We start from the raw sequence: 21,162 nt of genomic DNA, 5'->3' as shown, positions 1-21,162 counted from the left end.
CTCCTCAGGCCACGGTCTGGAGCTTCGCGTATCGGGCATGGCACAAGTCGCTTTCATCGTGATTTGATGGTGCTCTAACCAGGAGCAGCAAGCGGCGTGCCATTTGGAATAGAGGTGCCGTTGGACCGCCCCCTTTCTTCTCGGAGGCCGTGTCTTGGAAGATCGGGCGCGCGCTATAACCGCCTCGTCACACAGGCAACAACGATGCTGTATGGTGCGGATATTCGGCGCTTCGGCCCCGGCTGGGCAAAGAAGACCGGAAGCCGAGCCGATGCACTACCTGAGGCTGGCGGGCACTCCAGTCATTGCGTAGCGTGTGCCGCTAGCATTCAAGCGCAGGCACGGCTATCGCGAACACGCGCCTGTCGCGGCAACATGAGCGCGCGCTCTTGGGCAAGCGCTTTGGCCCCGTGAGGATCGAATTCCCCAATCGTGTCTGTTTGCCGCCCTCTTATGTTCGAAACTGGACCAGAATGTCGCTAGCATGACCTAAAGGTCGCCAAGGCGTTCTGTCCGACACTGTTCCGTCGCCTTTGTTGGCCCGCGACACCGGCCTATTTCGCCTAGCTCTTCTCTGGCCTCAGGCTAAGCCCGTAAAAGCATCACAGATTTTTTTCTTAGGTCGGCCAAATTGGCACGAGTTTTGAAGCCTCTTCGTTGCGGGCCGGGAGCCGCCGACCGACTTTCATTTCGTGGATGGCACGAATGGAACGAAGAAAGAAAAGCAAAATGTCAAATCCGCGTCGGATAGCGTCTATGGGCATGGTGTGCTCGGCGAAACCGCCCTTACCCAACAGCTCGCCGCCCTTGTCGACCCTTGCGCAGGAAAGCTTGGCCGGCGGCGGCTCAAACGCTCACCGCGCCGACTTTGTCCTGACCTCGAAGGTGCAAGATAACGTTCCGCATCTCGCCGCGCGATGTGCCTAGACAGTTACGCGTTAGCCGTTCTTGATAATCGGTCTTCCTTCGGAGGACGTCATCTATATGCCGTCTTAGGTCTTCGCTGCCGCAGCGCCCGCCGGTCACCTTCCGCCCTCGCTATTGAGTGAAGTGCCACCATGTCAGAACAACCCTTGCCGACGCTGCCGATGTGGCGTCTCGATCACATTGAGCCATCGCCCGAGATGTTGGCGCTACGCACCAATGGTCCGATCCACCACGTGCGCTTCCCGTCCGGGCACGAAGGCTGGTGGGTCACAGGCTATGACGAGGCCAAGGCGGTGTTGACCGACGCGGCGTTCCGGCCCGCGGGAATGCCGCCGGCGGCATTCACCCCGGATTCGGTGATTCTCGGTTCGCCAGGATGGCTGGTCTCGCACGAGGGGGGCGAGCATACGCGGCTACGCACGATCGTGGCGCCGGCCTTCAGCAACGGCAGGGTGAAGCAGCTCGCGCAGCAGGTGGAGGCGATCGCCGCGCAGTTGTTCGAGACGCTGGCGGCCCAGCCCCAGCCCGCCGATCTGCGGCGCCACCTCTCCTTTCCGCTTCCTGCGATGGTCATTGGCGCGCTGATGGGCGTGCACTACGAGGATCACGCCTTTTTTGCAGGGCTGTCCGACGAGGTGATGACGCACCAGCATGAAAGCGGCCCGCGAAGCGCGTCGCGGTTGGCCTGGGAAGAACTCCGCGCCTACATTCGCGGCAAGATGCGGGACAAGCGCCAGGATCCGGGCGACAACGTGCTGACGGATCTGCTCGCGGCGGTCGACCAGGGCAAGGCGACCGAGGAAGAGGCGATCGGCCTGGCGGCAGGCATGCTGGTGGCGGGGCACGAGAGCACCGTGGCACAGATCGAATTTGGCCTGCTGGCCATGTTCCGCCATCCGCAACAGCGCGAACGCCTGGTGGGCGATCCATCCCTGGTGGACAACGCCGTGGAGGAAATCCTGCGCATGTACCCGCCGGGCGCCGGCTGGGACGGCATCATGCGCTATCCGAGGACCGACGTGACCATCGCGGGCGTGCATGTTCCCGCAGAGAGCAAGGTGCTGGTCGGCCTGCCGGCGACGTCGTTTGATGCGCGCCATTTCGACGATCCGGAAATCTTCGACATCGGACGTGACGAAAACCCGCACCTGGCGTTCTCCTACGGGCCGCACAGCTGCATCGGCTTGGCGCTAGCCAGGCTGGAACTCAAAGCGGTGTTCGGTTCGATCTTCCAGCGCTTTCCCGCGCTGCGCCTGGCGGTGGCGCCCGAAGAACTGGAGTTGCGCAAGGAGATCATCACTGGCGGGTTCGAGGAGTTCCCGGTGCTCTGGTGATGCGCGGACGCCACGAGGAATCGCGATGTCCTCGAATTGCCCGCGCGACTGCCGCGCGCCGATCAGATCAGCCAACCAACAGGTGACCAAGATGGACGTGCAAGAAACCACGGCAGCATGCCGGGACGCCTTCGCCGAACTCACGTCGCCAGCGTGCATCCAGGACCCGTACCCATTCATGCGGTGGTTGCGCGAGCACGATCCGGTACATCGCGCGGCGTCGGGCCTCTTTCTGTTGAGCCGCCACGCCGACATCTGCTGGGCGCTTAAAGCCACTGGCGATGCTTTTCGGGGGCCGGCACCAGGCGAACTGGCGCGCTATTTCCCGCGTGCGGCGACCAGCCTGTCGCTAAGTTTGTTGGCGTCTACTTTAGCGATGAAGGAACCTCCAACGCATACGCGTCTGCGCCGGCTGATCTCGCGCGATTTCACCATCGGCCAGATTGACAAACTGAGGCCGACCATGGCTCGCATTGTCGCGGCGCGCCTGGACGGCATGGCGCCCGCGCTGGAGCGCGGGGAGGCAGTGGACCTGCATCAGGAATTCGCGCTGGCCTTGCCCATGCTGGTTTTCGGTGAACTGTTCGGCATGCCCCCGGACGACATTCTCGCGCTCGTCACCGGCATCAGCGCCATTCTGGAAGGCCTGAGCCCGCACGCCAGCGATCCGCAGCTCGCCGCGGGGGACGAGGCCAGCGCCAGGGTGCAGGCCTACTTCGGCGACCTCATACACCGCAAGCGCACCGATTCCCGCCACGACATCGTGTCAATGCTGGTCGGCGCACACGACGACGATGCCGAGACGCTGTCGGATGCGGAATTGATCAGCATGCTCTGGGGCATGCTGCTGGGCGGCTTCGCCACCACTGCTGCGGCCATCGGCCATGCTGTCCTGGCGATGCTGGCGTATCCCGAACAGCGGCACTGGCTGAAGGGAGATGCCGTGGGGGTGAAGGCATTCGTCGAAGAAGCCCTGCGCTACGACGCGCCCGCCATGTTCAGCTCCATTCCGCGTATCGCCCAGCGCGACATCGAAATGGGCGGCGTCGTGATCCCGAAGAACGCGGACGTGCGCGTGCTGATCGCGGCCGGCAATCGCGACCCGGACGCCTTCGCAGATCCCGATCGCTTCGATCCCGTGCGGTTCTGCGGCACCAGTCCTGGCATGTCGATCGACGGGAAGATCATGCTGACCTTCGGCCACGGCATCCACTTCTGCCTTGGTGCGCAGCTGGCCCGGGTGCAGTTGGCCGAAAGCCTGCCGCAGATCCAGGCGCGCTTCCCCACGCTGGCATTGGCCGAGCAGCCGACCCGGGAGCCCTCCGCGTTCCTTAGGACGTTCCGCGCGCTGCCGGTGCGGCTGCATGGGCAGGAGGGCTGAGATGCGCGTCGTGGTCGATCAGGATCTGTGCGGAACTACCGGACAGTGCGTGCTGACGCTGCCGGGCACCTTTCGCCAGCGCGAACCGGACGGCGTGGCCGAAGTGTGCGTGGCGACGGTCCCGCAGGCGCTGCATGACGCCGTGCGGCTTGCGGCCAACCAGTGCCCGGTCGCCGCCATTCGGGTGATCGAAAGCGACGCCGGCCATGACGAGCGCGCCAGCGCCGACCCTGCGCCTTCTCCGGCGCAGGCCGAGCGGCATGCCCCCGAAGAACAATGCAATTCAGGAGACACGATGGGACGGTTTGAAGGCAAGGTGGCCGTGGTGACCGGCGCCGGCGCCGGCATCGGCAAGGCATGCGCTCTCGCCATCGCGCGCGGGGGCGGCAGAGTGGTGGTGGCCGACATTGATGGCTCGGCGGCCATCGCCTGCACCGCGCAGATCGCGGCCGATGCAGGCCACGCGCTGCCCATAGCCATGGATATCGCCGATGATCAGGCGGTGGCAGCACTGTTCGAGACGGCGGAGCGGCACTTCGGGGGGGTCGACCTGCTGGTTAACAATGCGAGCGCCATGCATCTGACCCCGCGCGACTGCGCGATCCTCGACCTGGACCTGGCAGTCTGGGACCAGACCATGGCGACCAATCTGCGCGGCACGCTGCTCTGCTGCCGGCAGGCCATCCCACGGATGATCGCCCGCGGCGGTGGCGCGATCGTCAACATGTCGTCGTGCCAAGGGCTCAGCGGTGACACGGCGCAGACGTCCTATGGCGCGTCGAAGGCGGCGATGAACATGCTCTCGGCTTCGCTCGCCACCCAGTACGGTCATGCGCAGATTCGCTGCAACGCGGTTGCGCCGGGTCTTATCATGACCGAGCGTCTCCTCGCCAAGCTGGACGAGTGCATGCAACGGCATCTGCGCCGGCACCAGCTCCTGCAGCGCGTCGGCCGCCCCGAGGACGTGGCCGCGCTCGTGGCGTTCCTGCTCTCCGCCGATGCTGCGTTCATCACCGGCCAGGTCGTGTGCATCGATGGCGGCATGCTGGCGCATGTGCCGACATACGCGGACGGTGGCAACAGCTGCGCCGCGCGCCCTGCCGGCGATACCGAATCGGCGACGGCGGCGCGCTGCTGATGGACATACTGCTCAACCCACTCAACCGTCGGCACCGGCTGCGATCCGACATCCCGGTCATGCCCGGCGCTTTCCCCCTGGTCGGGCATCTTCCCGCCATTGTCTGCGACCTGCCGCGCCTGCTGCAACGCGCAGAACGGACGCTGGGCAGCCACTTCTGGCTGGATTTCGGCCCTGCCGGACATCTGATGACCTGTGTGGATCCGGACGCATTCTCTCTGCTCAAGCACAAGGACGTGTCCTCGGCGCTGATCGAAGAGATCGCGCCCGAATTGCTTGGCGGAACGTTGGTTGCCCTGGACGGCGGCGCTCACCGGCAGGCTCGCGATGCCATCAAGACAGCGTTCTTGCCCAAGGGGCTGACCCAGGCCGGGATCGGCGACCTGTTCGCGCCGGTCATCCAGGCGCGGGTGCAGGCGTGGCGCGCCTGCGGCGAGGTAACTATCCTGCGCGAGACCGGCGACCTGATGCTGAAGCTCATCTTCAGCCTCATGGGAATCCCCGCGCAGGACCTGCCGGGATGGCATCGCAAGTACCGGCAATTGCTGCAGTTGATCATCGCGCCACCGGTCGACCTGCCCGGATTGCCTTTGCGGCGCGGCCGCTCCGCCCGCGACTGGATCGACGCGCGGTTGCGCCGGTTCGTCCGCGATGCGCGCGCGCATGCCGCGCGCACCGGGTTCATCAACGACATGGTGAGCGCTTTTGACAGCAGCGACGGTCCGCTCTCCGATGACGTCCTGGTCGCGAATATTCGCTTGCTGCTGCTTGCCGGTCACGACACCACTGCCTCGGCGATGGCCTGGATCGTGATCGAGCTGGCGCGGCAGCCTGTGCTGTGGGACGCCCTGGTCGAGGAGGCGCAACGCGTGGGCGCGGTGCCGACCCGGCACGCGGACCTGGCGCAGTGTCCGGTCGCCGAGGCGCTGTTCCGCGAGACACTGCGCCTGCATCCGGCGACCACGCTCCTGCCGCGTCGCGCGCTTCAGGAATTGCAACTCGGCCAACGGCGTATTCCCGCGGGCACCCACCTATGCATCCCGCTGCTGCATTTCTCGACCTCGGCGCTGCTACACGAGGCGCCTGATCAGTTCCGCCTGGCGCGGTGGCTGCTACGCACAGAACCGATCCGGCCCGTGGACATGCTGCAGTTCGGTACCGGCCCACACGTCTGCATCGGCTACCACCTGGTATGGCTGGAAATGGTGCAGTTCTGCATCGCCTTGGCGCTGACCATGCACAAGGCCGGGGTGCGGCCGCAGTTGCTGAGCGACGTCGAAAAAGGCCGGCGCTATTACCCGACCGCACATCCGTCCATGGCAATCCGCATAGGCTTCTCATGAGCTGGCGTCGCACGCCCTGTGTGGCAAGGCAGCGGCGCTGGCGGGCGCGGCATTGCTGCACTCGGCGCACGCACTCGTGTGACGACTTGCGCTCGCCGTGGCCGTCTCAGCTACAAGGACATGAACAACATGCAAACCGGTTCCACAATACACGACGACCGAACTGGCGTTTCCGCATTCGGCGGGTTGGGCGCGCAGGCGCGTGGCGCATCCGGCGGGCTGCTCCCGGAGATCTGGATGCAGGACGGCGCAAAGCGGGTCGAACAGGCGCTGGCGCGTCTGCTCTGCGCCGAAGACGACGGTAAGACAGAGCTGATGGCAGCCATGCGCTACGCCACCTTGCATGGCGGGAAGCGCACCAGAGCCTTGCTCTGTCTGGCTGCCGGCGCACTGGCGGGCACGCCGGCGCACATGCTCGACGACGTCGGCGCCGCCATCGAGATGATGCACGCCTGTACCCTGGTCCACGACGACCTGCCCGCGATGGACGACGACGTGCTTCGCCGCGGCCTTCCGACCGTGCACGTAAAGTTCGGCGAAGCCACTGCGATCCTGGTCGGCGATGCGCTGCAGGCCCACGCCTTCCTGACGCTGGCGAGCCTGGATGCGCCGGGCGACAATCGTATAGCGCTCGTGCGCGAACTGGCGCATGCGGTGTCCGCCGAGGGTGCCGCAGGCGGGCAGGCCATGGATCTGTCGCTGGTCGGAAAGCACGCCGGGCTGGACAGGGTCCTGGGGATGCACCGGATGAAAACCGGAGCGCTAGTGCGCGCGTCGGTTCGCATGGGCGCGCTATACTCCATCGCGGAGGATGCCGCGCACTCTGCGCTGTACAGTGCGCTCGATCGCTACACCGCATGTTATGGCTTGGCGTTGCAGGTGGCCGACGACATTCTCGACGCGACGGCGGATACCGCGACTCTTGGCAAGACCCCCGGCAAGGACGCGGCGGCGCAGAAGCCGACCTGCGCGTCGATCATGGGGCTGCAGGCTGCGCGCCAGTTCGCCCTGTACTTGTTGCACGACGCCGGGGAGGCCATCGCCCCTCTGGGGCCGCGTGCGGAAGGGTTGGCGCAGATGCTGCAGCGGGCCAACGTCTATCTGTCCGCGCCATACGCATGAGCGCGCCCATCCGTAAGGACTCGCCCCTGTGCTGGTGCGATCGGCCGGCGGGCGCTGCATGCTGCACTGTGCCCGCGTCGGCGGCGGCGTGCGCGACGTCTGCCCGTTTCTGTTCTCGTTAGCCCTCTGCAGAAGGAACATCCCGCGTGAACGCGCTGTCCGAACAGATCCTTTCCGAATTGCGTCACCTGCTGAGCGAGATGAGCGACGGCGGCAGCGTCGGTCCGTCCGTATACGACACGGCGCGAGCTCTGCAGTTCGACGGCAACGTCACCGGTCGGCACGACGCATACGCGTGGCTCTTCGCGCAGCAACAGGCCGATGGCGGATGGGGAGGTGCGGACTTCCCGCTGTTTCGCCATGCGCCCACCTGGGCGGCGCTGCTGGCATTGCAGCGTGCCGATCCTCTTCCCGGCGCCGCCGACGCAGTCCAGGCTGCAATCCGGTTCCTCGAGCGCCAGCCCGATCCCTACGCGCATGCGGTGCCGGAAGACGCGCCCATCGGCGCGGAGCTGATCCTGCCGCAGTTGTGCGACGAGGCCGCATCCTTGCTGGGCGCCTTGGCGTTTCCGCGCCACCCGGCGCTGTTGCCGTTGCGGCAAGCACGCCTGGTCAAGCTGGGGGCTGTGGCGACCTTGCCGAGCGGCCATCCGTTGCTGCACTCCTGGGAAGCCTGGGGCGCGTCGCCGGCCACCGCATGCCCGGACGACGACGGCAGCATCGGCATCAGTCCGGCGGCCACCGCCGCGTGGCGTGCGCACGCCGTGACACAGGGAAGAACGCCGCAGGTCGGGCGCACCGACGGGTATCTGCAGGCGGCATCGCGGGCAACGCGCACCGGCATCGAAGGTGTCGTTCCCAACGTCTGGCCGATCAATGTGTTCGAGCCATGCTGGTCGCTGTACACCCTGCATCTGGCCGGTCTGTTCGCGCATCCCGCGCTCGCCGAGGCGGTGCAAGTGATCATCGCGCAGCTCGACGCCCGCCTCGGCGTGCGCGGTCTGGGCCCGGCCTTGCACTTCGCGGCCGATGCGGACGACACCGCCGTTGCGTTGTGCGTCCTTCGCCTTGCAGGCCGCGACCCGGCGGTCGATGCATTGCGCCATTTCGAAACCGGCGAGCTGTTCGTCACCTTCCCCGGCGAGCGCAATGCCTCGGTGTCGACCAACATCCATGCCCTGCATGCGTTGCGAATGTTGGGAAAACCCGCCGCCGGCACCAGCGCCTACGTCGAGGCCAATCGCAACCCGCACGGTCTATGGGACAACGAAAAATGGCACGTTTCGTGGCTGTATCCCACCGCGCATGCGGTCGCTGCGTTGGCGCAAGGCAAGCCCCAGTGGCGCGACGAGCGCGCGCTGGCAGCGCTGCTGCAGACGCAGCGCGACGACGGCGGCTGGGGCGCCGGTCGCGCGTCCACATTCGAGGAAACCGCCTATGCGCTGTTCGCGTTGCACGTGATGGACGGGACCGAAGAGCCGGCAGGGCGACGGCGCATCGCGCAGGCGGTGGCGCGCGCGCTGAAGTGGATGCTCGGCCGCCACGCAGCGCACGCACTGCCCCAGACGCCGCTGTGGATCGGCAAGGAACTGTATTGCCCCACCCGGGTGGTGCGCGTGGCCGAACTCGCCGGGTTGTGGCTGGCGCTTCGTTGGGGGCGGCGCGTCTCGGCCGAGGGAGCAGGAGCCGGGCCATGATCCCGACCGATCGCGCGCTGCAGCAGGTGCTAAAGTGGGGGCGTTCCCTGACCGGGTTCGCCGACGAGCATGCCGTGGAAGCAGTCCGGGGCGGCCAGTACATCCTGCAGCGCATCCAGCCGAGCCTGCGCGACACCAGCGCCCGCACCGGCCGCGATCCGCTGGACGAAACGCTGATCGTGGCGTTCTATCGCGAACTGGCGCTGCTGTTCTGGCTGGACGATTGCAACGACCTTGACCTGATCGCGCCGGAGCAGCTCGCCGCGGTGGAGCAGGCGCTGGGGCAGGGCGTGCCGTGCGCGCTACCAGGATTCGAGGGCTGTGCTGTGCTGCGCGCTTCGCTCGCCGCGCTCGCCTACGATCGTCGCGACTATGCCCAGCTTCTCGAGGATACCCGGTGCTACTGCGCGGCGCTGCGCGCCGGACACGCGCAGGCGGCAGGGGCGGAGCGATGGTCCTACGCCGAGTACTTGCAGAACGGCGTGGACGCGATCGCCTACACGAACGTGTTCTGTTGCCTGTCGTTGCTGTGGGGGCTGGACATGGCGACCTTGCGCGCGCATCCGGCGTTTCGCCAGGTCCTGCGGCTCATCTCCGCGATAGGGCGCTTGCAGAACGATCTGCATGGACGCGAAAAGGATAGGTCGGCCGGCGAGGCCGACAACGCGGCGATCCTGCTGCTGCAGCGCTATCCGGCCATGCCTGTGGTGGAGTTCCTCAATGACGAGTTGGCCGGCCACACACGCATGCTGCACCGGGTGATGGCGGAAGAACGTTTTCCCCCGCCGTGGGGACCGCTGATCGAAGCCATGGCGGCCATCCGCGTGCAGTACTACCAGACCTCAAACAGTCGCTACCGCAGCGACGCTGCGGGGGCAGCCCAGCGTGCGCCGGCCTGAACGAGCGGAAAACGGCGGCGTGCGCGCGCTGCCGTCGGTCCGACCCGACGCAACGCCGTCGCCCGATGACGCGGATGGAGCGAGCATCAGCGACACCAACTTGAGCCGGCGCAAGGACGACCATCTGGACATAGTGCTGAATCGGCGAACGGCACGGGCCAAGGCCGCCGGCTGGGAGTACATCCGTTTCGAACACTGCGCATTGCCCGAGTTGGACCTGACGCAGATCGACCTCAGCGCCTCGCTGCTGGGCAAGACCATGCGCGCGCCTCTGCTGATCAGCTCCATGACTGGGGGCATGCAACGCGCCGAGGCCATCAACCGGCATCTGAGCGAGGCAGCGCAAGCCTTGGGGATCGCCATGTGCGTCGGTTCGCAGCGCGTGAGCCTGCAATCCCGCAACTCCCAGGGGCTGACGCGCGCGTTGCGCCGCCTGGCCCCAGACGTTCCCTTGCTGGCCAATATCGGCGCCGCGCAACTGCGCGAGGCCGACGGCCTGGACCTCGCGCGCCGGGCGGTGGATGCACTGGAGGCCGATGGACTCATTGTCCATCTCAATCCGCTGCAGGAAGCGGTACAGCCGGAGGGCGACCGCGACTGGCGCGGCGTCCTGGCCCAGATCGCTCGCGCCGCACGTAGCGTCGGCGTGCCGATCGTGGCCAAGGAAGTCGGATCGGGCCTGTCCGCCTCGGTGGCCCGTGCGCTCGTCGAGGCGGGCGTGGCGGTGATCGATGTCGCCGGCGCCGGCGGCACCAGTTGGGCCGCGGTGGAGGGCGAGCGGGCCCCCGATGCCGCCGACCGTACAGTTGCGATGGCGTTCGCCGATTGGGGGATCCCGACCCCGGCCAGCGTGCAGGCGGTACGTCGGGCGCTGCCAGCGGTGAAGCTGATCGCGTCGGGCGGGATCAGCGACGGCGTCGACGTGGCCAAGGCCATCCGCCTGGGCGCGGACATCGCCGGGCAGGCGGCCGGCGTGCTGCGCGCGGCTACGGTATCCACCGAGGTGGTTGTCGCGCATTTCGAGATCGTTATCCGCCAGTTGGCCGTCGCCTGCTTCTGCACCGGCTCGGCTGATCTGGTGGCGTTGCGTCAGGCGCGCTTGTTGCCCTCGGCGCACCTGCCCGCCGGTTGACGCCGGCGGCGCCCGTACGTGCGGCGGGCGCTAGTCTTACTGAGTGAGAAAGTCTCGGAAGCGGGAGGATTGCCTGGTCGCGGGGTTGTTCGGGTGCTGCATCGTGATCGGGGAGGCACCCCGCCATGCCCCGAACGGACAGCCGAGAGTAAAGCGGTATTCGACGGCTATGTCGATGCTTGATCAGGGTGACCGGTCACGCAGAGCTTTTAGCCCCTAAAAGGGTCGGAACACCAGGTGCGGCGGGAGACCGGCAGGAGCAGATGGTACAAAGCCATTGCCATCAAGGAGTGGCGATCACATTGACCCCCAGTCAGCGCGGCCGGCCGTATGAACGAGAAGAGACGAGCGATTTCAGCCGCCGGACCTCTTGATTTAACATTCCGATGTTTCGGAGCGCTGATCGGGCGTCAGCTTCGGACGGCCTCCACGGTCGGGGTCGCCAAAAGGCAGGATGATTGATCTTTTTACGTATCATTTGTCTGATGCATGATACGCGAACAGATCCTAACACGTTGACTCGATTGCTAGATAAGATACTCTGCCATATTCATCTAGCATTGGAATGGATCGTTTACATATCATATGGACCCTCAATCGGAAATTCTACGGGAAATCGGTGGACTGTTCAGACAGGCGAGGCTGGCCGCTGCGATGACGCAAGAGCAGGTCGCTGATTTGGCGGGTATATCCCGTCCCCGGTATCGCGACATCGAAAAGGGAGCCGCAGCCGCGCGTGCAACAACGCTCATGAATATCGCTCGCGCGCTCGGTCTGGAAATGATGCTGGTTCCGCAAGTCATGGTGCCGGCTGTCCAGGCTCTATTGCGTCCGCATGATGATGACGATCGACCCGCCTTTGTTTCTCAACCTGACGATGACGATCATGCCTCCAGTCTTTCGCGCACCTAAGACGATCCCGTCGCTGGACGTGCTCTTGAACGCAGTGAAGATCGGCACAATCGTCAGGACGCCGGGCGATTTCAATGCATTCAACTTCGATGAGGCCTACCGCGCGACGGGCGGCTTTCCGGTTCTCAGCCTGTCGTTCCGGGCAGCGACGGGAGGATTGCGGAAAGATCCGAAGCCTCTGGCAAGCGCCTTGCCCGCTTTCTTCGCGAACCTCCTGCCGGAGGAGAAATTGCGGGAGGCGATGGAAAGGCACCACGAAGGCAATGTGCGGCCAGGCAATGACTTCGATCTTTTAGCGGCACTAGGCACCGATCTGCCGGGAGCCGTACGGGCGTTGCCCAGTGACGGCGCGATAGCGGTTTCGCAGGATGCTTCAAAGGATCAGCCCAAGGCACGGTTCTCGCTTGCCGGCGTGCAGATGAAGCTGTCGGTCATGAAGAACATTGGAAAAGGCGGCGGCCTTACCTTGCCGCTGGACGACGAGCAGGGCCGCTACATTGCCAAGTTCCCTTCGACGGCCTTTCCGGGCGTTTCCGAGAACGAATTCGCCAACCTGGCGCTGGCAGCAGCAATCGGCATGCAGGTTCCTGAATGCGAACTGGTCGAGAAGTCCGATTTTGAGGGCGTTCCCGAAGAATTCAATACGCTGTCGGAAGGCAAGGTCCTTCTCGTCAAACGCTTCGATCGCGGCGCCGGTGGCGAGAGGATACACATCGAGGATTTCGCTCAGGTCTTCGGTGTATACCCCTCGCGCAAATATGAGGGGGCTGCTTATCACGACATAGCCTTGGCTCTTGGCGTGGCCGTCTCGCCTACGGCGGCTCTCGAGTTCGTCCGCCGCCTGGCACTGACCGTCATCACCGGCAATGGCGACATGCACCTGAAGAACTGGTCTTTGATCTATCCCGGTAACGGCGACAAGCCGGCGCTTGCACCAATCTACGACCTCCTATCCACCGTGCCATATATTCCCGCCGACGCCATGGCGCTGTCGCTTGGAGGAGAGCGCTCGTTCAAGGCGCTGGCAGCACCGCGATGGAAAGCATTTGCGAACCGTGCACGGCTTCCGGAGCCAGCAGTCCTGAAGGCAGTGGTCGAGACGGTCAAACTCGTCAACGAGTACTGGTGGCATCTGCCTGAGCGCGACCTTGTCGCAGCGAAAGTGCTCGAGCGGATCGACGGACATGTGAAGGCGATGACGCCGATACTGAACTCCTGCGCCGAGAAGTAAACCGAGTCCCTCGGGTTGATATAGCGGAACTATTCGCCGTGGCCCCGGATGAGTGGCCGTGGATCGGTGGTATGCTAGGATCGCGCGCAAAGTGGGCGGAGTGTCCACTTGGACACGCGTTGAGCAAGCACGTCAGCTCGCGGGCACAGAAGAGTTCGCAGCATCCCGCAGAGGGTCGAGATGCTGTTCGTCCACCTCAATACAACGATGCGGTTCAACCGAATGCCGTGACCGAGGATCGCGATCCGACGCTTTGTGTCGCCAATGTCGCGTCCGCTACACGGGCTGTTCCGACGATCCTTTCTTGGAACTCAAGCTAAACCCCTGAAAAGCAACCATGAAATTACTCTTCGGTTGGATCAGCCAAATTGGCATGAGTCTTGAGACCCTTAGGTGCGAGGCGGCTAGAGCTGCCCGACCGGCATTCAAGTCGCGGCAGCCGCGATGAATGGGAACGAAGGAAGGAAAGCTACATGTCAGGTTTGCGTCAGATCGCCTTTTACGGCAAGGGCGGCATCGGCAAGTCCACCACCTCCCAAAATACGCTCGCCGCCCTGGTCGACCTCGGGCAGAGAATCCTCATCGTCGGCTGCGACCCCAAAGCCGACTCCACCCGCCTGATCCTGAACGCGAAGGCGCAGGATACTGTCCTGCATCTCGCGGCAGAGGAAGGTTCGGTGGAAGACCTGGAACTCGCGGACGTGCTCAAGGTCGGCTACAAAGGCATCAAATGCGTGGAGTCGGGCGGACCCGAGCCAGGTGTCGGCTGCGCCGGCCGCGGCGTGATCACCTCGATCAACTTCCTCGAGGAGAACGGCGCCTACGACGATGTCGACTATGTCTCCTACGACGTGCTCGGGGATGTGGTGTGTGGCGGTTTCGCGATGCCGATCCGCGAGAACAAGGCCCAGGAAATCTATATCGTCATGTCCGGCGAGATGATGGCGCTCTATGCCGCCAATAACATCGCCAAGGGCATCCTGAAATACGCCCATTCGGGCGGCGTGCGGCTCGGCGGCCTGATTTGCAACGAGCGCCAAACCGACCGCGAGCTCGACCTCGCCGAAGCGCTGGCTTCCAGGCTCAATTCCAAGCTTATCCACTTCGTGCCGCGCGACAACATCGTCCAGCACGCCGAGCTCAGGAAGATGTCTGTGATCCAGTATGCGCCGGACTCCAAGCAGGCCGGGGAATACAGGGCGCTGGCCGAGAAGATTCACGGGAATTCGGGCCAGGGCACCATCCCGACCCCGATCACCATGGAGGAGCTCGAGGACATGCTGCTCGACTTCGGCATCATGAAGACCGACGAGCAGATGCTTGCCGAGCTTCAGGTCAAGGAAGCGGCCAAGACTGCCGCACAGTAGCGACTGCTGCCGACATGAGGCGCCGCCTTACCTGGTGCGCCTTTCAAAGAACGGCGCCTCGTCGGTGAGGCGTCACCCTGAACCTTGAAAGGGGTCCCATGAGCCTGGAATACGAGAATGACGGTGGCCTCCATGCGAGGCTTATCGAGGAGGTGCTGTCGCAATATCCTGACAAGTCGGCGAAGCGCCGCAAAAAGCACCTCAGCGTTGCAAAGAGCGGCGACGAGGCTGGCGAGGAAAGCGAGGTCCTTTCCGAATGCGATGTCAAATCGAACATCAAGTCCATCCCCGGCGTGATGACGATTCGCGGCTGCGCCTATGCCGGCTCGAAAGGCGTGGTGTGGGGTCCAGTCAAGGATATGGTCCATATCTCGCACGGGCCGGTCGGCTGCGGGCAATATTCCTGGTCTCAACGCCGCAACTACTACGTCGGCACGACCGGCATCGACACGTTCGTCACGATGCAGTTCACCTCCGATTTCCAGGAGAAGGACATTGTTTTCGGCGGCGACAAGAAGCTCGAACGGATCATCGACGAGATCGAGGAACTGTTTCCGCTGAACAAGGGCATGACTGTGCAATCCGAATGCCCGATCGGCCTGATTGGCGACGACACCGAAGCCGTGTCCCGCAACAAGGCCAAGCAGCACGAAAAGACAATCGTGCCGGTGCGCTGCGAGGGCTTCCGCGGCGTGTCGCAATCCCTCGGCCACCACATCGCCAACGACGCGATCCGCGACTGGGTGTTCGAGAAAAAGGCCATCGAGTTCGAGGCCGGCGCGTACGATGTCAACGTGGTCGGCGACTACAATATCGGCGGCGACGCTTGGGCTTCGCGCATCCTGCTTGAGGAGATGGGCCTGCGCGTGGTCGGCAACTGGTCGGGCGACGCTACGCTGGCCGAAATAGAGCGGGCGCCAAAGGCGAAGCTAAATCTCATCCATTGCTACAGGTCGATGAACTACATCTGCCGGCACATGGAGGAAAAGTATGGCATCGCCTGGATGGAGTACAATTTCTTCGGCCCCTCCCAGACCGAAGCCTCTCTGCGCAAGATAGCCAAGCACTTCGGGCCGGAAATCGAGGCCAAGGCCGAGGCGGTCATCGCCAAATACCGGCCGTTGGTCGATGCCGTAATCGCCAAGTACCGGCCGCGCCTCGAAGGCAGGACGGTGATGCTCTATGTCGGCGGGCTGCGCCCCCGTCACGTCGTCACGGCATATGAGGACCTGGGCATGGTGATCGTCGGCACTGGCTACGAATTTGGCCATAACGACGACTATCAGCGCACCGGCCACTACGTGAAGAAGGGCACCCTGATCTATGACGACGTGACTGGTTACGAGCTGGAGAAGTTCATCGAAGGGATCCGTCCTGATCTCGTGGGCTCCGGCATCAAAGAAAAGTACCCGGTCCAGAAGATGGGCATACCGTTCCGTCAAATGCATTCCTGGGATTATTCCGGCCCGTATCACGGCTACGACGGCTTCGCCATCTTCGCCCGCGATATGGATCTGGCCATCAACAACCCGGTCTGGAACCTCTACGACGCCCCCTGGAAGAAAAAAGCCGAGCCGTCGGCGGCGATCGCAGCTGAATGAAAACCTGGCCTCCCGGAAGCCGGCAGGCCGTGAACGCCTGTGGCCTTTGTCCGCGGGAGACCTGAAAACGTTTCGACGTCCCTGTGCCGCCCTATGGCGGGCCAGATGGAAAGAGGTAACCACCCATGCCGCAGTCGGCTGAAAAAGTTCTCGACCACGCGCCCCTGTTCCGCGAGCCGGAATACAGGCAGATGCTAGCCGAGAAGAGGCTGAATTTCGAATGTCCTCACCCGGACCAGATCGTTACCGACCAAGGCGAATTCACCAAGACGTGGGAATACCGCGAAAAGAACCTTGCTCGCGAGGCGCTTGTCGTGAACCCCGCCAAGGCCTGCCAGCCGCTCGGCGCGGTGTTCGCGGCCGCAGGCTTCGAGCGAACCATGTCCTTCGTCCACGGCAGCCAGGGCTGCGTCGCCTATTACCGCTCGCACCTGTCGCGCCATTTCAAGGAGCCTGCTTCGGCGGTTTCCTCCTCGATGACCGAGGACGCGGCAGTGTTCGGCGGCCTGAAGAACCTGGTCGACGGGCTCGCCAACACGTACCAACTCTACGACCCGAAGATGATCGCCGTCTCGACCACTTGTATGGCGGAGGTCATTGGCGACGATCTGCACAGCTTCATCGAGAATGCCAAGGACGAAGGCTCGGTCCCGCGCGACTTCGACGTCCCCTTCGCCCATACGCCGGCCTTCGTCGGCAGTCATGTCGATGGCTACGACGTCACGCTCAAGGGGATTTTGGAGCATTTCTGGAAAGGCGAGGAGCGAACGGAAGCCGAGGGGACCATCAACATCATTCCGGGTTTCGACGGGTTCTGTGTTGGCAACAACCGGGAACTAAAGCGCCTGCTCGATCTGCTGGGCGTCTCCTATACCTTCATCCAAGACGCCTCTGACCAGTTCGACACGCCGTCGGACGGCGAATACCGCATGTACGACGGCGGCACGAAGATCGAAGACGTGAGGAAGGCACTCAACGCCGAGGCGACGCTGTCGCTGCAGCATTACAACACCCGAAAAACACTGGAGTATTGCGAGGGGGTAGGGCAGGCGACTGCCTCGTTTCATTACCCGCTCGGAGTCCAGGCGACCGACGACTTCCTGATGGAGGTCTCCGCGATTTCCGGCAAGCAAATCCCCGAGGCAATCCGCCTGGAGCGCGGCCGACTTGTTGACGCCATGGCGGACAGCCAATCCTGGCTGCACGGCAAGAAATACGCCATCTACGGCGATCCAGACTTTGTCTACGGCATGGCCCGCTTCATCATGGAAACGGGTGGCGAGCCGACCCATTGCCTCGCCACCAACGGCACCTCGGCGTGGGAAGCAGAGTTGAAGGAGCTGCTTGCATCATCGCCCTTCGGCAACGGTGCTCAAGTCTGGGCGGGCAAGGACCTCTGGGCATTGCGCTCGCTGCTCTTCACCGAGCCGGTGGACCTGCTGATCGGCAACTCCTATGGCAAGTATCTGGAGCGCGACACGGGCACGCCGCTGATCCGGCTGACGTTTCCAATCTTCGATCGCCACCATCACCATCGGTTTGCGCTGATGGGCTACCAAGGCGGGCTGCGCGTACTGACGACGATCCTGGACAAGATCTTCGACAAGCTCGATCGCGAGACAAGCGAGACGGGCGTGACGGACTATTCGTATGACCTCACCCGCTAAGCTTGACGGTCGGCTTTGGCCGATCGTCTTCCCGAGGGACTTTGGAGACCGACGCAATGTCCTCGCTCAGAGCCAAAATCCAGGATGTCTTCAATGAGCCCGCCTGCGAGCAGAACCGCGACAAGGTTGCCAAGGCGCGCAAAAAGGGCTGTTCGAAGCCACTGACCCCCGGAGCGGCGGCCGGTGGCTGTGCCTTTGATGGCGCCAAGATCGTACTGCAGCCGATCACCGACGTCGCACACCTGGTCCATGGGCCGCTCGCCTGCGAGGGCAATTCCTGGGACAACCGCGGTGCGGCTTCGTCCGGGCCAACGCTGTGGCGCACAAGCTTCACGACCGACCTCACCGAACTCAATGTTGTGATGGGGCAGGGCGAGCGGAAGCTCTTCAAAGCGATCCGCGAGATCAAGGAAGCGTATGGGCCGCCGGCGATCTTCGTCTATTCGACCTGCGTGACGGCGCTGATCGGCGACGACATCGAGGCCGTCTGCAGGCGCGCGGCGGAAAAGTTCGGCTTGGCCGTTGTGCCGGTCAATGCGCCGGGCTTCGTCGGCTCCAAGAATCTCGGCAACAAGCTTGCCGGCGAGGCGTTGCTCGAGCATGTCATCGGCACGGCCGAGCCCGAGGATGCCGGCCCTTACGACATCAACATTCTTGGCGAATTCAACCTCGCTGGCGAATTTTGGCTGGTGAAGCCGCTCCTTGATCGGCTCGGGATCCGGGTGCGCGCCTGCATTCCGGGCGACGCGCGTTACCTCGACGTTGCTTCCGCGCACCGCGCCCGGGCGGCTATGATGGTGTGCTCGACCGCGCTCATCAATCTCGCCCGCAAGATGGAGCAGCGCTGGGACGTCCCGTTTTTCGAGGGCTCCTTCTACGGCATCACCGACACCTCGGAAGCGCTCCGACAGATCTCTCAGCTGCTCGTGAAGAAGGGTGCCGATCCGGAGATCCTCGGCCGCACCGAGGCATTGATTGCAGAAGAGGAGGCGATCGCCTGGAAGAAGCTCGCAGCCTACCGGCCGAGGCTCGAAGGCAAGCGCGTGCTGCTCAACACGGGCGGTGTGAAGTCCTGGTCGGTCGTCCATGCGCTGATGGAGATCGGCATCGAGATCGTTGGCACCTCTGTCAAGAAGTCGACCGTCGAAGACAAGGAGCGCATCAAGCAGATCCTCAAGGACGACAACCACATGTTCGAGCAGATGGCGCCGCGCGAGCTTTACGCCATGCTCTCAGAACACAAGGCCGATATCATGCTGTCGGGCGGGCGCACGCAGTTCATCGCGCTGAAAGCCAAGACACCCTGGCTCGATATCAACCAGGAGCGCCAACATCCTTACGCCGGCTATGACGGCATGGTTGAACTCGTACGCCAGATCGACCTCGCCATTCATAACCCGATCTGGCACCAGGTGCGGGAGCCGGCACCATGGGATTGCCAGCCTGCGGTGAGGGAGGAACTGCCGCGCACGAAAAGCGAGACCGCGACCTTGCGTGTTGTCCAGGAATTCGCCGGCACGATGGCCGGCAATTTCGGCGAGTGTTGAGGAAGCCAATGGGCCGGATCCTTCCCCAGACCAAAGCGGCGGCGGTCAATCCGCTGAAGTCATCGCAGCCATTGGGTGCCGCCTTGGCCTTTCTTGGCGTCGACGGCGCGATGCCGTTGTTCCACGGCAGCCAGGGGTGCACCAGCTTCGCCCTCGTGCTCTTGGTGCGACATTTCAAGGAAGCCATCCCCTTGCAGACGACGGCGATGGACGAGGTGGCGACGATCCTCGGCGGGGCAGACCATCTGGAAGAGGCGATCCTCAATCTCAAGGCCCGCACAAAGCCAACGCTGATCGGGGTCTGCACCACGGCGCTGGTGGAAACCCGGGGTGAAGACTGCGCAGGCGATATCGCCAATATCAGGCTGAAGCGCAGGGAAGAACTCGCGCGTACGGAGGTGGTGCTGGCCAACACACCGGATTTCGACGGCGCGATCGAAGAGGGCTGGGCCAAGGCTGTCACCGCGATGATCGAAAGGATTACGCGGCCCGGCGAGCAGGCGCGGCAATCGAAGAAGATCGTGATCCTGCCTGGTTGGAACCTCACTGTGGCTGATATCGAGCATTTGCGTGAGATGGTTGAAAGCTTTGGACTGAAGCCGGTGATTCTGCCGGACGTCTCCGGCTCGCTCGACGGTACGGTGCCCGACCGGTGGGTCACGACCACCTATGGCGGCACCAGCGTCGAGGATATCCGCGAGCTTGGCATGGCTGTGCAATGCGTCGCGATCGGGGAGCATATGCGCCGCCCGGCCGAGCTGCTGCAGAGGTTGACCGGCGTGCCTTACGTGCTGTTCCGGTCGCTGACTGGATTGAAGGACGCCGACCGGTTCGTCTCGCTGCTGTCCGCGGTTTCGGGCGCGGCGGCGCCGGCTGGCGTGCGCCGTCGCCGGGCGCAGTTGCAGGACGCGTTGCTCGACGGACATTTCCACTTTGGAGGCAAGAAAATTGCGATCGCTGCAGAACCAGACCAACTCTACCAACTCGCGAGCTTCTTCACCGGCATGGGCTCCGAAATCGCGGCGGCGGTCACAACGGCCGCTATGTCGAAAATTCTGGAGGAAGTACCGGCGCAGTCGGTTCAAATCGGCGATCTCGGCGATTTGGAAGCTCTTGGCGCCGGCTCTGATCTTCTCGTCACCCATTCCCACGGCCGCCAGGCGGCGCAGCGCCTCAGCATTCCGCTCATGCGGGTCGGCTTCCCGATCTTCGACCGGCTCGGGGCCCAGCACAGGCTCACAATCCTCTACCAGGGGACCCGCGACCTGATCTTCGAGGTTACCAACATTTTCGAAGCCAACCGGCGCGCGCCGACGCCTGACGCGCTTGATCCACTCCGTAAGCGAGAAATCCCAGATGAGCTCCGTTCGTCGCCTCTCGCTCGTCACTGACGAGGTTCGCGCACCGGCGCCGAAACGCCAAGCCGGCGCATTGCGCGTGGCAATCGCCACGCAGGACATGAAGAACATCAACGCCCATTTCGGCTCGGCCAGGCGCTTTGCTGTCTACGACGTGATGCGCGAGGAGTGGAAGCTCGTCGAAGCCGTGGCCTTCGATGACGTTTCCGACGAGAGCGGGAAGCACCGAACTGAGGGCGATGACCGCATCACCCCGAAGGTGGAGGCGCTGAAGCACTGTCATCTCCTGTTTTGTCTGGCGATCGGCGGACCTTCGGCAGCCAAACTTGTTTCCGCAAAGATCCATCCGATCAAAGTGCCGCAGCCCCAGACCATCCAAGAGGTGCTGTTGCGCACGCAGATGATGCTCAGGACGTGTCCTCCCCCTTGGCTGCGCAAGGTGCTGGCGCAGGCAGGTGTCGCTGAACAGAAACCATCCTTCGAGGACGAGGGCTGAAATGAGGAGT

Annotated in this window: 16 protein-coding genes and 1 pseudogene; all 17 read left to right on the top strand. The window is 63.8% G+C overall.

What is annotated here, in order from left to right; translation table 11 throughout:
* Positions 1-1,058: 1,058 nt before the first annotated feature.
* Positions 1,059-2,261, top strand: coding sequence for a cytochrome P450 (locus NKH22_RS27255; RefSeq protein WP_352562698.1), 1,203 nt, complete (start codon positions 1,059-1,061; stop codon positions 2,259-2,261).
* A gap of 91 nt (positions 2,262-2,352) precedes the next feature.
* A complete protein-coding gene (locus tag NKH22_RS27250) occupies positions 2,353-3,642 on the top strand; it encodes a cytochrome P450 (protein WP_352911769.1) in 1,290 nt (429 codons plus the stop codon).
* A pseudogene (locus NKH22_RS27245) lies at positions 3,626-3,769 on the top strand (ferredoxin); the annotation flags it as partial. The gene NKH22_RS27250 and the pseudogene NKH22_RS27245, both read left to right, overlap by 17 nt.
* A 168-nt stretch (positions 3,770-3,937) precedes the next feature.
* Positions 3,938-4,780 (top strand): glucose 1-dehydrogenase, encoded by an 843-nt coding sequence (locus NKH22_RS27240; protein ID WP_031204274.1) that lies wholly within the window; start codon positions 3,938-3,940, stop codon positions 4,778-4,780.
* A complete protein-coding gene (locus tag NKH22_RS27235; protein WP_352911767.1) occupies positions 4,780-6,123 on the top strand; it encodes a cytochrome P450 in 1,344 nt (447 codons plus the stop codon). The genes NKH22_RS27240 and NKH22_RS27235 overlap by 1 nt, the downstream gene beginning before the upstream one ends.
* A gap of 129 nt (positions 6,124-6,252) precedes the next feature.
* The gene (locus NKH22_RS27230) at positions 6,253-7,245 is read left to right on the top strand and encodes a polyprenyl synthetase family protein (RefSeq protein WP_352862347.1); all 993 of its coding nucleotides are present in this window, start codon (positions 6,253-6,255) and stop codon (positions 7,243-7,245) included.
* Between the two features lie 146 nt (positions 7,246-7,391).
* On the top strand, positions 7,392-8,942 hold the full coding sequence (locus NKH22_RS27225) for a hypothetical protein (RefSeq protein WP_352911764.1): 1,551 nt from the start codon (positions 7,392-7,394) through the stop codon (positions 8,940-8,942).
* On the top strand, positions 8,939-9,841 hold the full coding sequence (locus NKH22_RS27220) for a terpene synthase family protein (protein ID WP_352911762.1): 903 nt from the start codon (positions 8,939-8,941) through the stop codon (positions 9,839-9,841). Before NKH22_RS27225 ends, NKH22_RS27220 begins: the two co-directional genes overlap by 4 nt.
* A 28-nt stretch (positions 9,842-9,869) precedes the next feature.
* Entirely contained in the window at positions 9,870-10,973 is a 1,104-nt protein-coding gene (fni, locus tag NKH22_RS27215) for a type 2 isopentenyl-diphosphate Delta-isomerase (RefSeq protein WP_502908605.1), read from the top strand.
* A gap of 585 nt (positions 10,974-11,558) precedes the next feature.
* Positions 11,559-11,885, top strand: a complete 327-nt coding sequence (locus NKH22_RS27210; protein WP_023766866.1) for a helix-turn-helix domain-containing protein — start codon at positions 11,559-11,561, stop codon at positions 11,883-11,885.
* On the top strand, positions 11,860-13,116 hold the full coding sequence (locus NKH22_RS27205; RefSeq protein ID WP_352911760.1) for a type II toxin-antitoxin system HipA family toxin: 1,257 nt from the start codon (positions 11,860-11,862) through the stop codon (positions 13,114-13,116). The genes NKH22_RS27210 and NKH22_RS27205 overlap by 26 nt, the downstream gene beginning before the upstream one ends.
* Positions 13,117-13,589: 473 nt before the next feature.
* Complete coding sequence (gene nifH, locus NKH22_RS27200) at positions 13,590-14,483, top strand: nitrogenase iron protein (protein WP_023763052.1); 894 nt, start codon at positions 13,590-13,592, stop codon at positions 14,481-14,483.
* A gap of 98 nt (positions 14,484-14,581) precedes the next feature.
* Positions 14,582-16,084, top strand: a complete 1,503-nt coding sequence (nifD, locus tag NKH22_RS27195) for a nitrogenase molybdenum-iron protein alpha chain (protein WP_352911758.1) — start codon at positions 14,582-14,584, stop codon at positions 16,082-16,084.
* Positions 16,085-16,209: 125 nt separating this feature from the next.
* Positions 16,210-17,751 (top strand): nitrogenase molybdenum-iron protein subunit beta, encoded by a 1,542-nt coding sequence (gene nifK / locus NKH22_RS27190; RefSeq protein ID WP_352911756.1) that lies wholly within the window; start codon positions 16,210-16,212, stop codon positions 17,749-17,751.
* Between the two features lie 56 nt (positions 17,752-17,807).
* Positions 17,808-19,298 (top strand): nitrogenase iron-molybdenum cofactor biosynthesis protein NifE, encoded by a 1,491-nt coding sequence (gene nifE / locus NKH22_RS27185; RefSeq protein WP_352657347.1) that lies wholly within the window; start codon positions 17,808-17,810, stop codon positions 19,296-19,298.
* 8 nt (positions 19,299-19,306) lie between these two features.
* Entirely contained in the window at positions 19,307-20,689 is a 1,383-nt protein-coding gene (gene nifN, locus NKH22_RS27180; protein ID WP_352911754.1) for a nitrogenase iron-molybdenum cofactor biosynthesis protein NifN, read from the top strand.
* Positions 20,655-21,152, top strand: a complete 498-nt coding sequence (nifX, locus tag NKH22_RS27175; protein WP_352911752.1) for a nitrogen fixation protein NifX — start codon at positions 20,655-20,657, stop codon at positions 21,150-21,152. Before nifN ends, nifX begins: the two co-directional genes overlap by 35 nt.
* Positions 21,153-21,162 lie beyond the last annotated feature (10 nt).

This window comes from Mesorhizobium sp. M1252 (genome assembly GCF_040318265.1).
Classification (GTDB): Bacteria; Pseudomonadota; Alphaproteobacteria; order Rhizobiales; family Rhizobiaceae; genus Mesorhizobium.
The sequence above is the reverse complement of the archived record's forward strand: the minus strand, read 5'-3'. Positions and strand labels throughout refer to the sequence as shown.

Coding starts and splice junctions, on each gene's coding strand:
- NKH22_RS27255 (WP_352562698.1), top strand. CDS start 1,059: ATGTCAGAACAACCCTTGCCGACGCTGCCGATGTGGCGTCTCGATCAC.
- NKH22_RS27250 (WP_352911769.1), top strand. CDS start 2,353: ATGGACGTGCAAGAAACCACGGCAGCATGCCGGGACGCCTTCGCCGAA.
- NKH22_RS27240 (WP_031204274.1), top strand. CDS start 3,938: ATGGGACGGTTTGAAGGCAAGGTGGCCGTGGTGACCGGCGCCGGCGCC.
- NKH22_RS27235 (WP_352911767.1), top strand. CDS start 4,780: ATGGACATACTGCTCAACCCACTCAACCGTCGGCACCGGCTGCGATCC.
- NKH22_RS27230 (WP_352862347.1), top strand. CDS start 6,253: ATGCAAACCGGTTCCACAATACACGACGACCGAACTGGCGTTTCCGCA.
- NKH22_RS27220 (WP_352911762.1), top strand. CDS start 8,939: ATGATCCCGACCGATCGCGCGCTGCAGCAGGTGCTAAAGTGGGGGCGT.
- NKH22_RS27210 (WP_023766866.1), top strand. CDS start 11,559: ATGGACCCTCAATCGGAAATTCTACGGGAAATCGGTGGACTGTTCAGA.
- NKH22_RS27205 (WP_352911760.1), top strand. CDS start 11,860: ATGCCTCCAGTCTTTCGCGCACCTAAGACGATCCCGTCGCTGGACGTG.
- nifH (WP_023763052.1), top strand. CDS start 13,590: ATGTCAGGTTTGCGTCAGATCGCCTTTTACGGCAAGGGCGGCATCGGC.
- nifD (WP_352911758.1), top strand. CDS start 14,582: ATGAGCCTGGAATACGAGAATGACGGTGGCCTCCATGCGAGGCTTATC.
- nifK (WP_352911756.1), top strand. CDS start 16,210: ATGCCGCAGTCGGCTGAAAAAGTTCTCGACCACGCGCCCCTGTTCCGC.
- nifE (WP_352657347.1), top strand. CDS start 17,808: ATGTCCTCGCTCAGAGCCAAAATCCAGGATGTCTTCAATGAGCCCGCC.
- nifN (WP_352911754.1), top strand. CDS start 19,307: ATGGGCCGGATCCTTCCCCAGACCAAAGCGGCGGCGGTCAATCCGCTG.
- nifX (WP_352911752.1), top strand. CDS start 20,655: ATGAGCTCCGTTCGTCGCCTCTCGCTCGTCACTGACGAGGTTCGCGCA.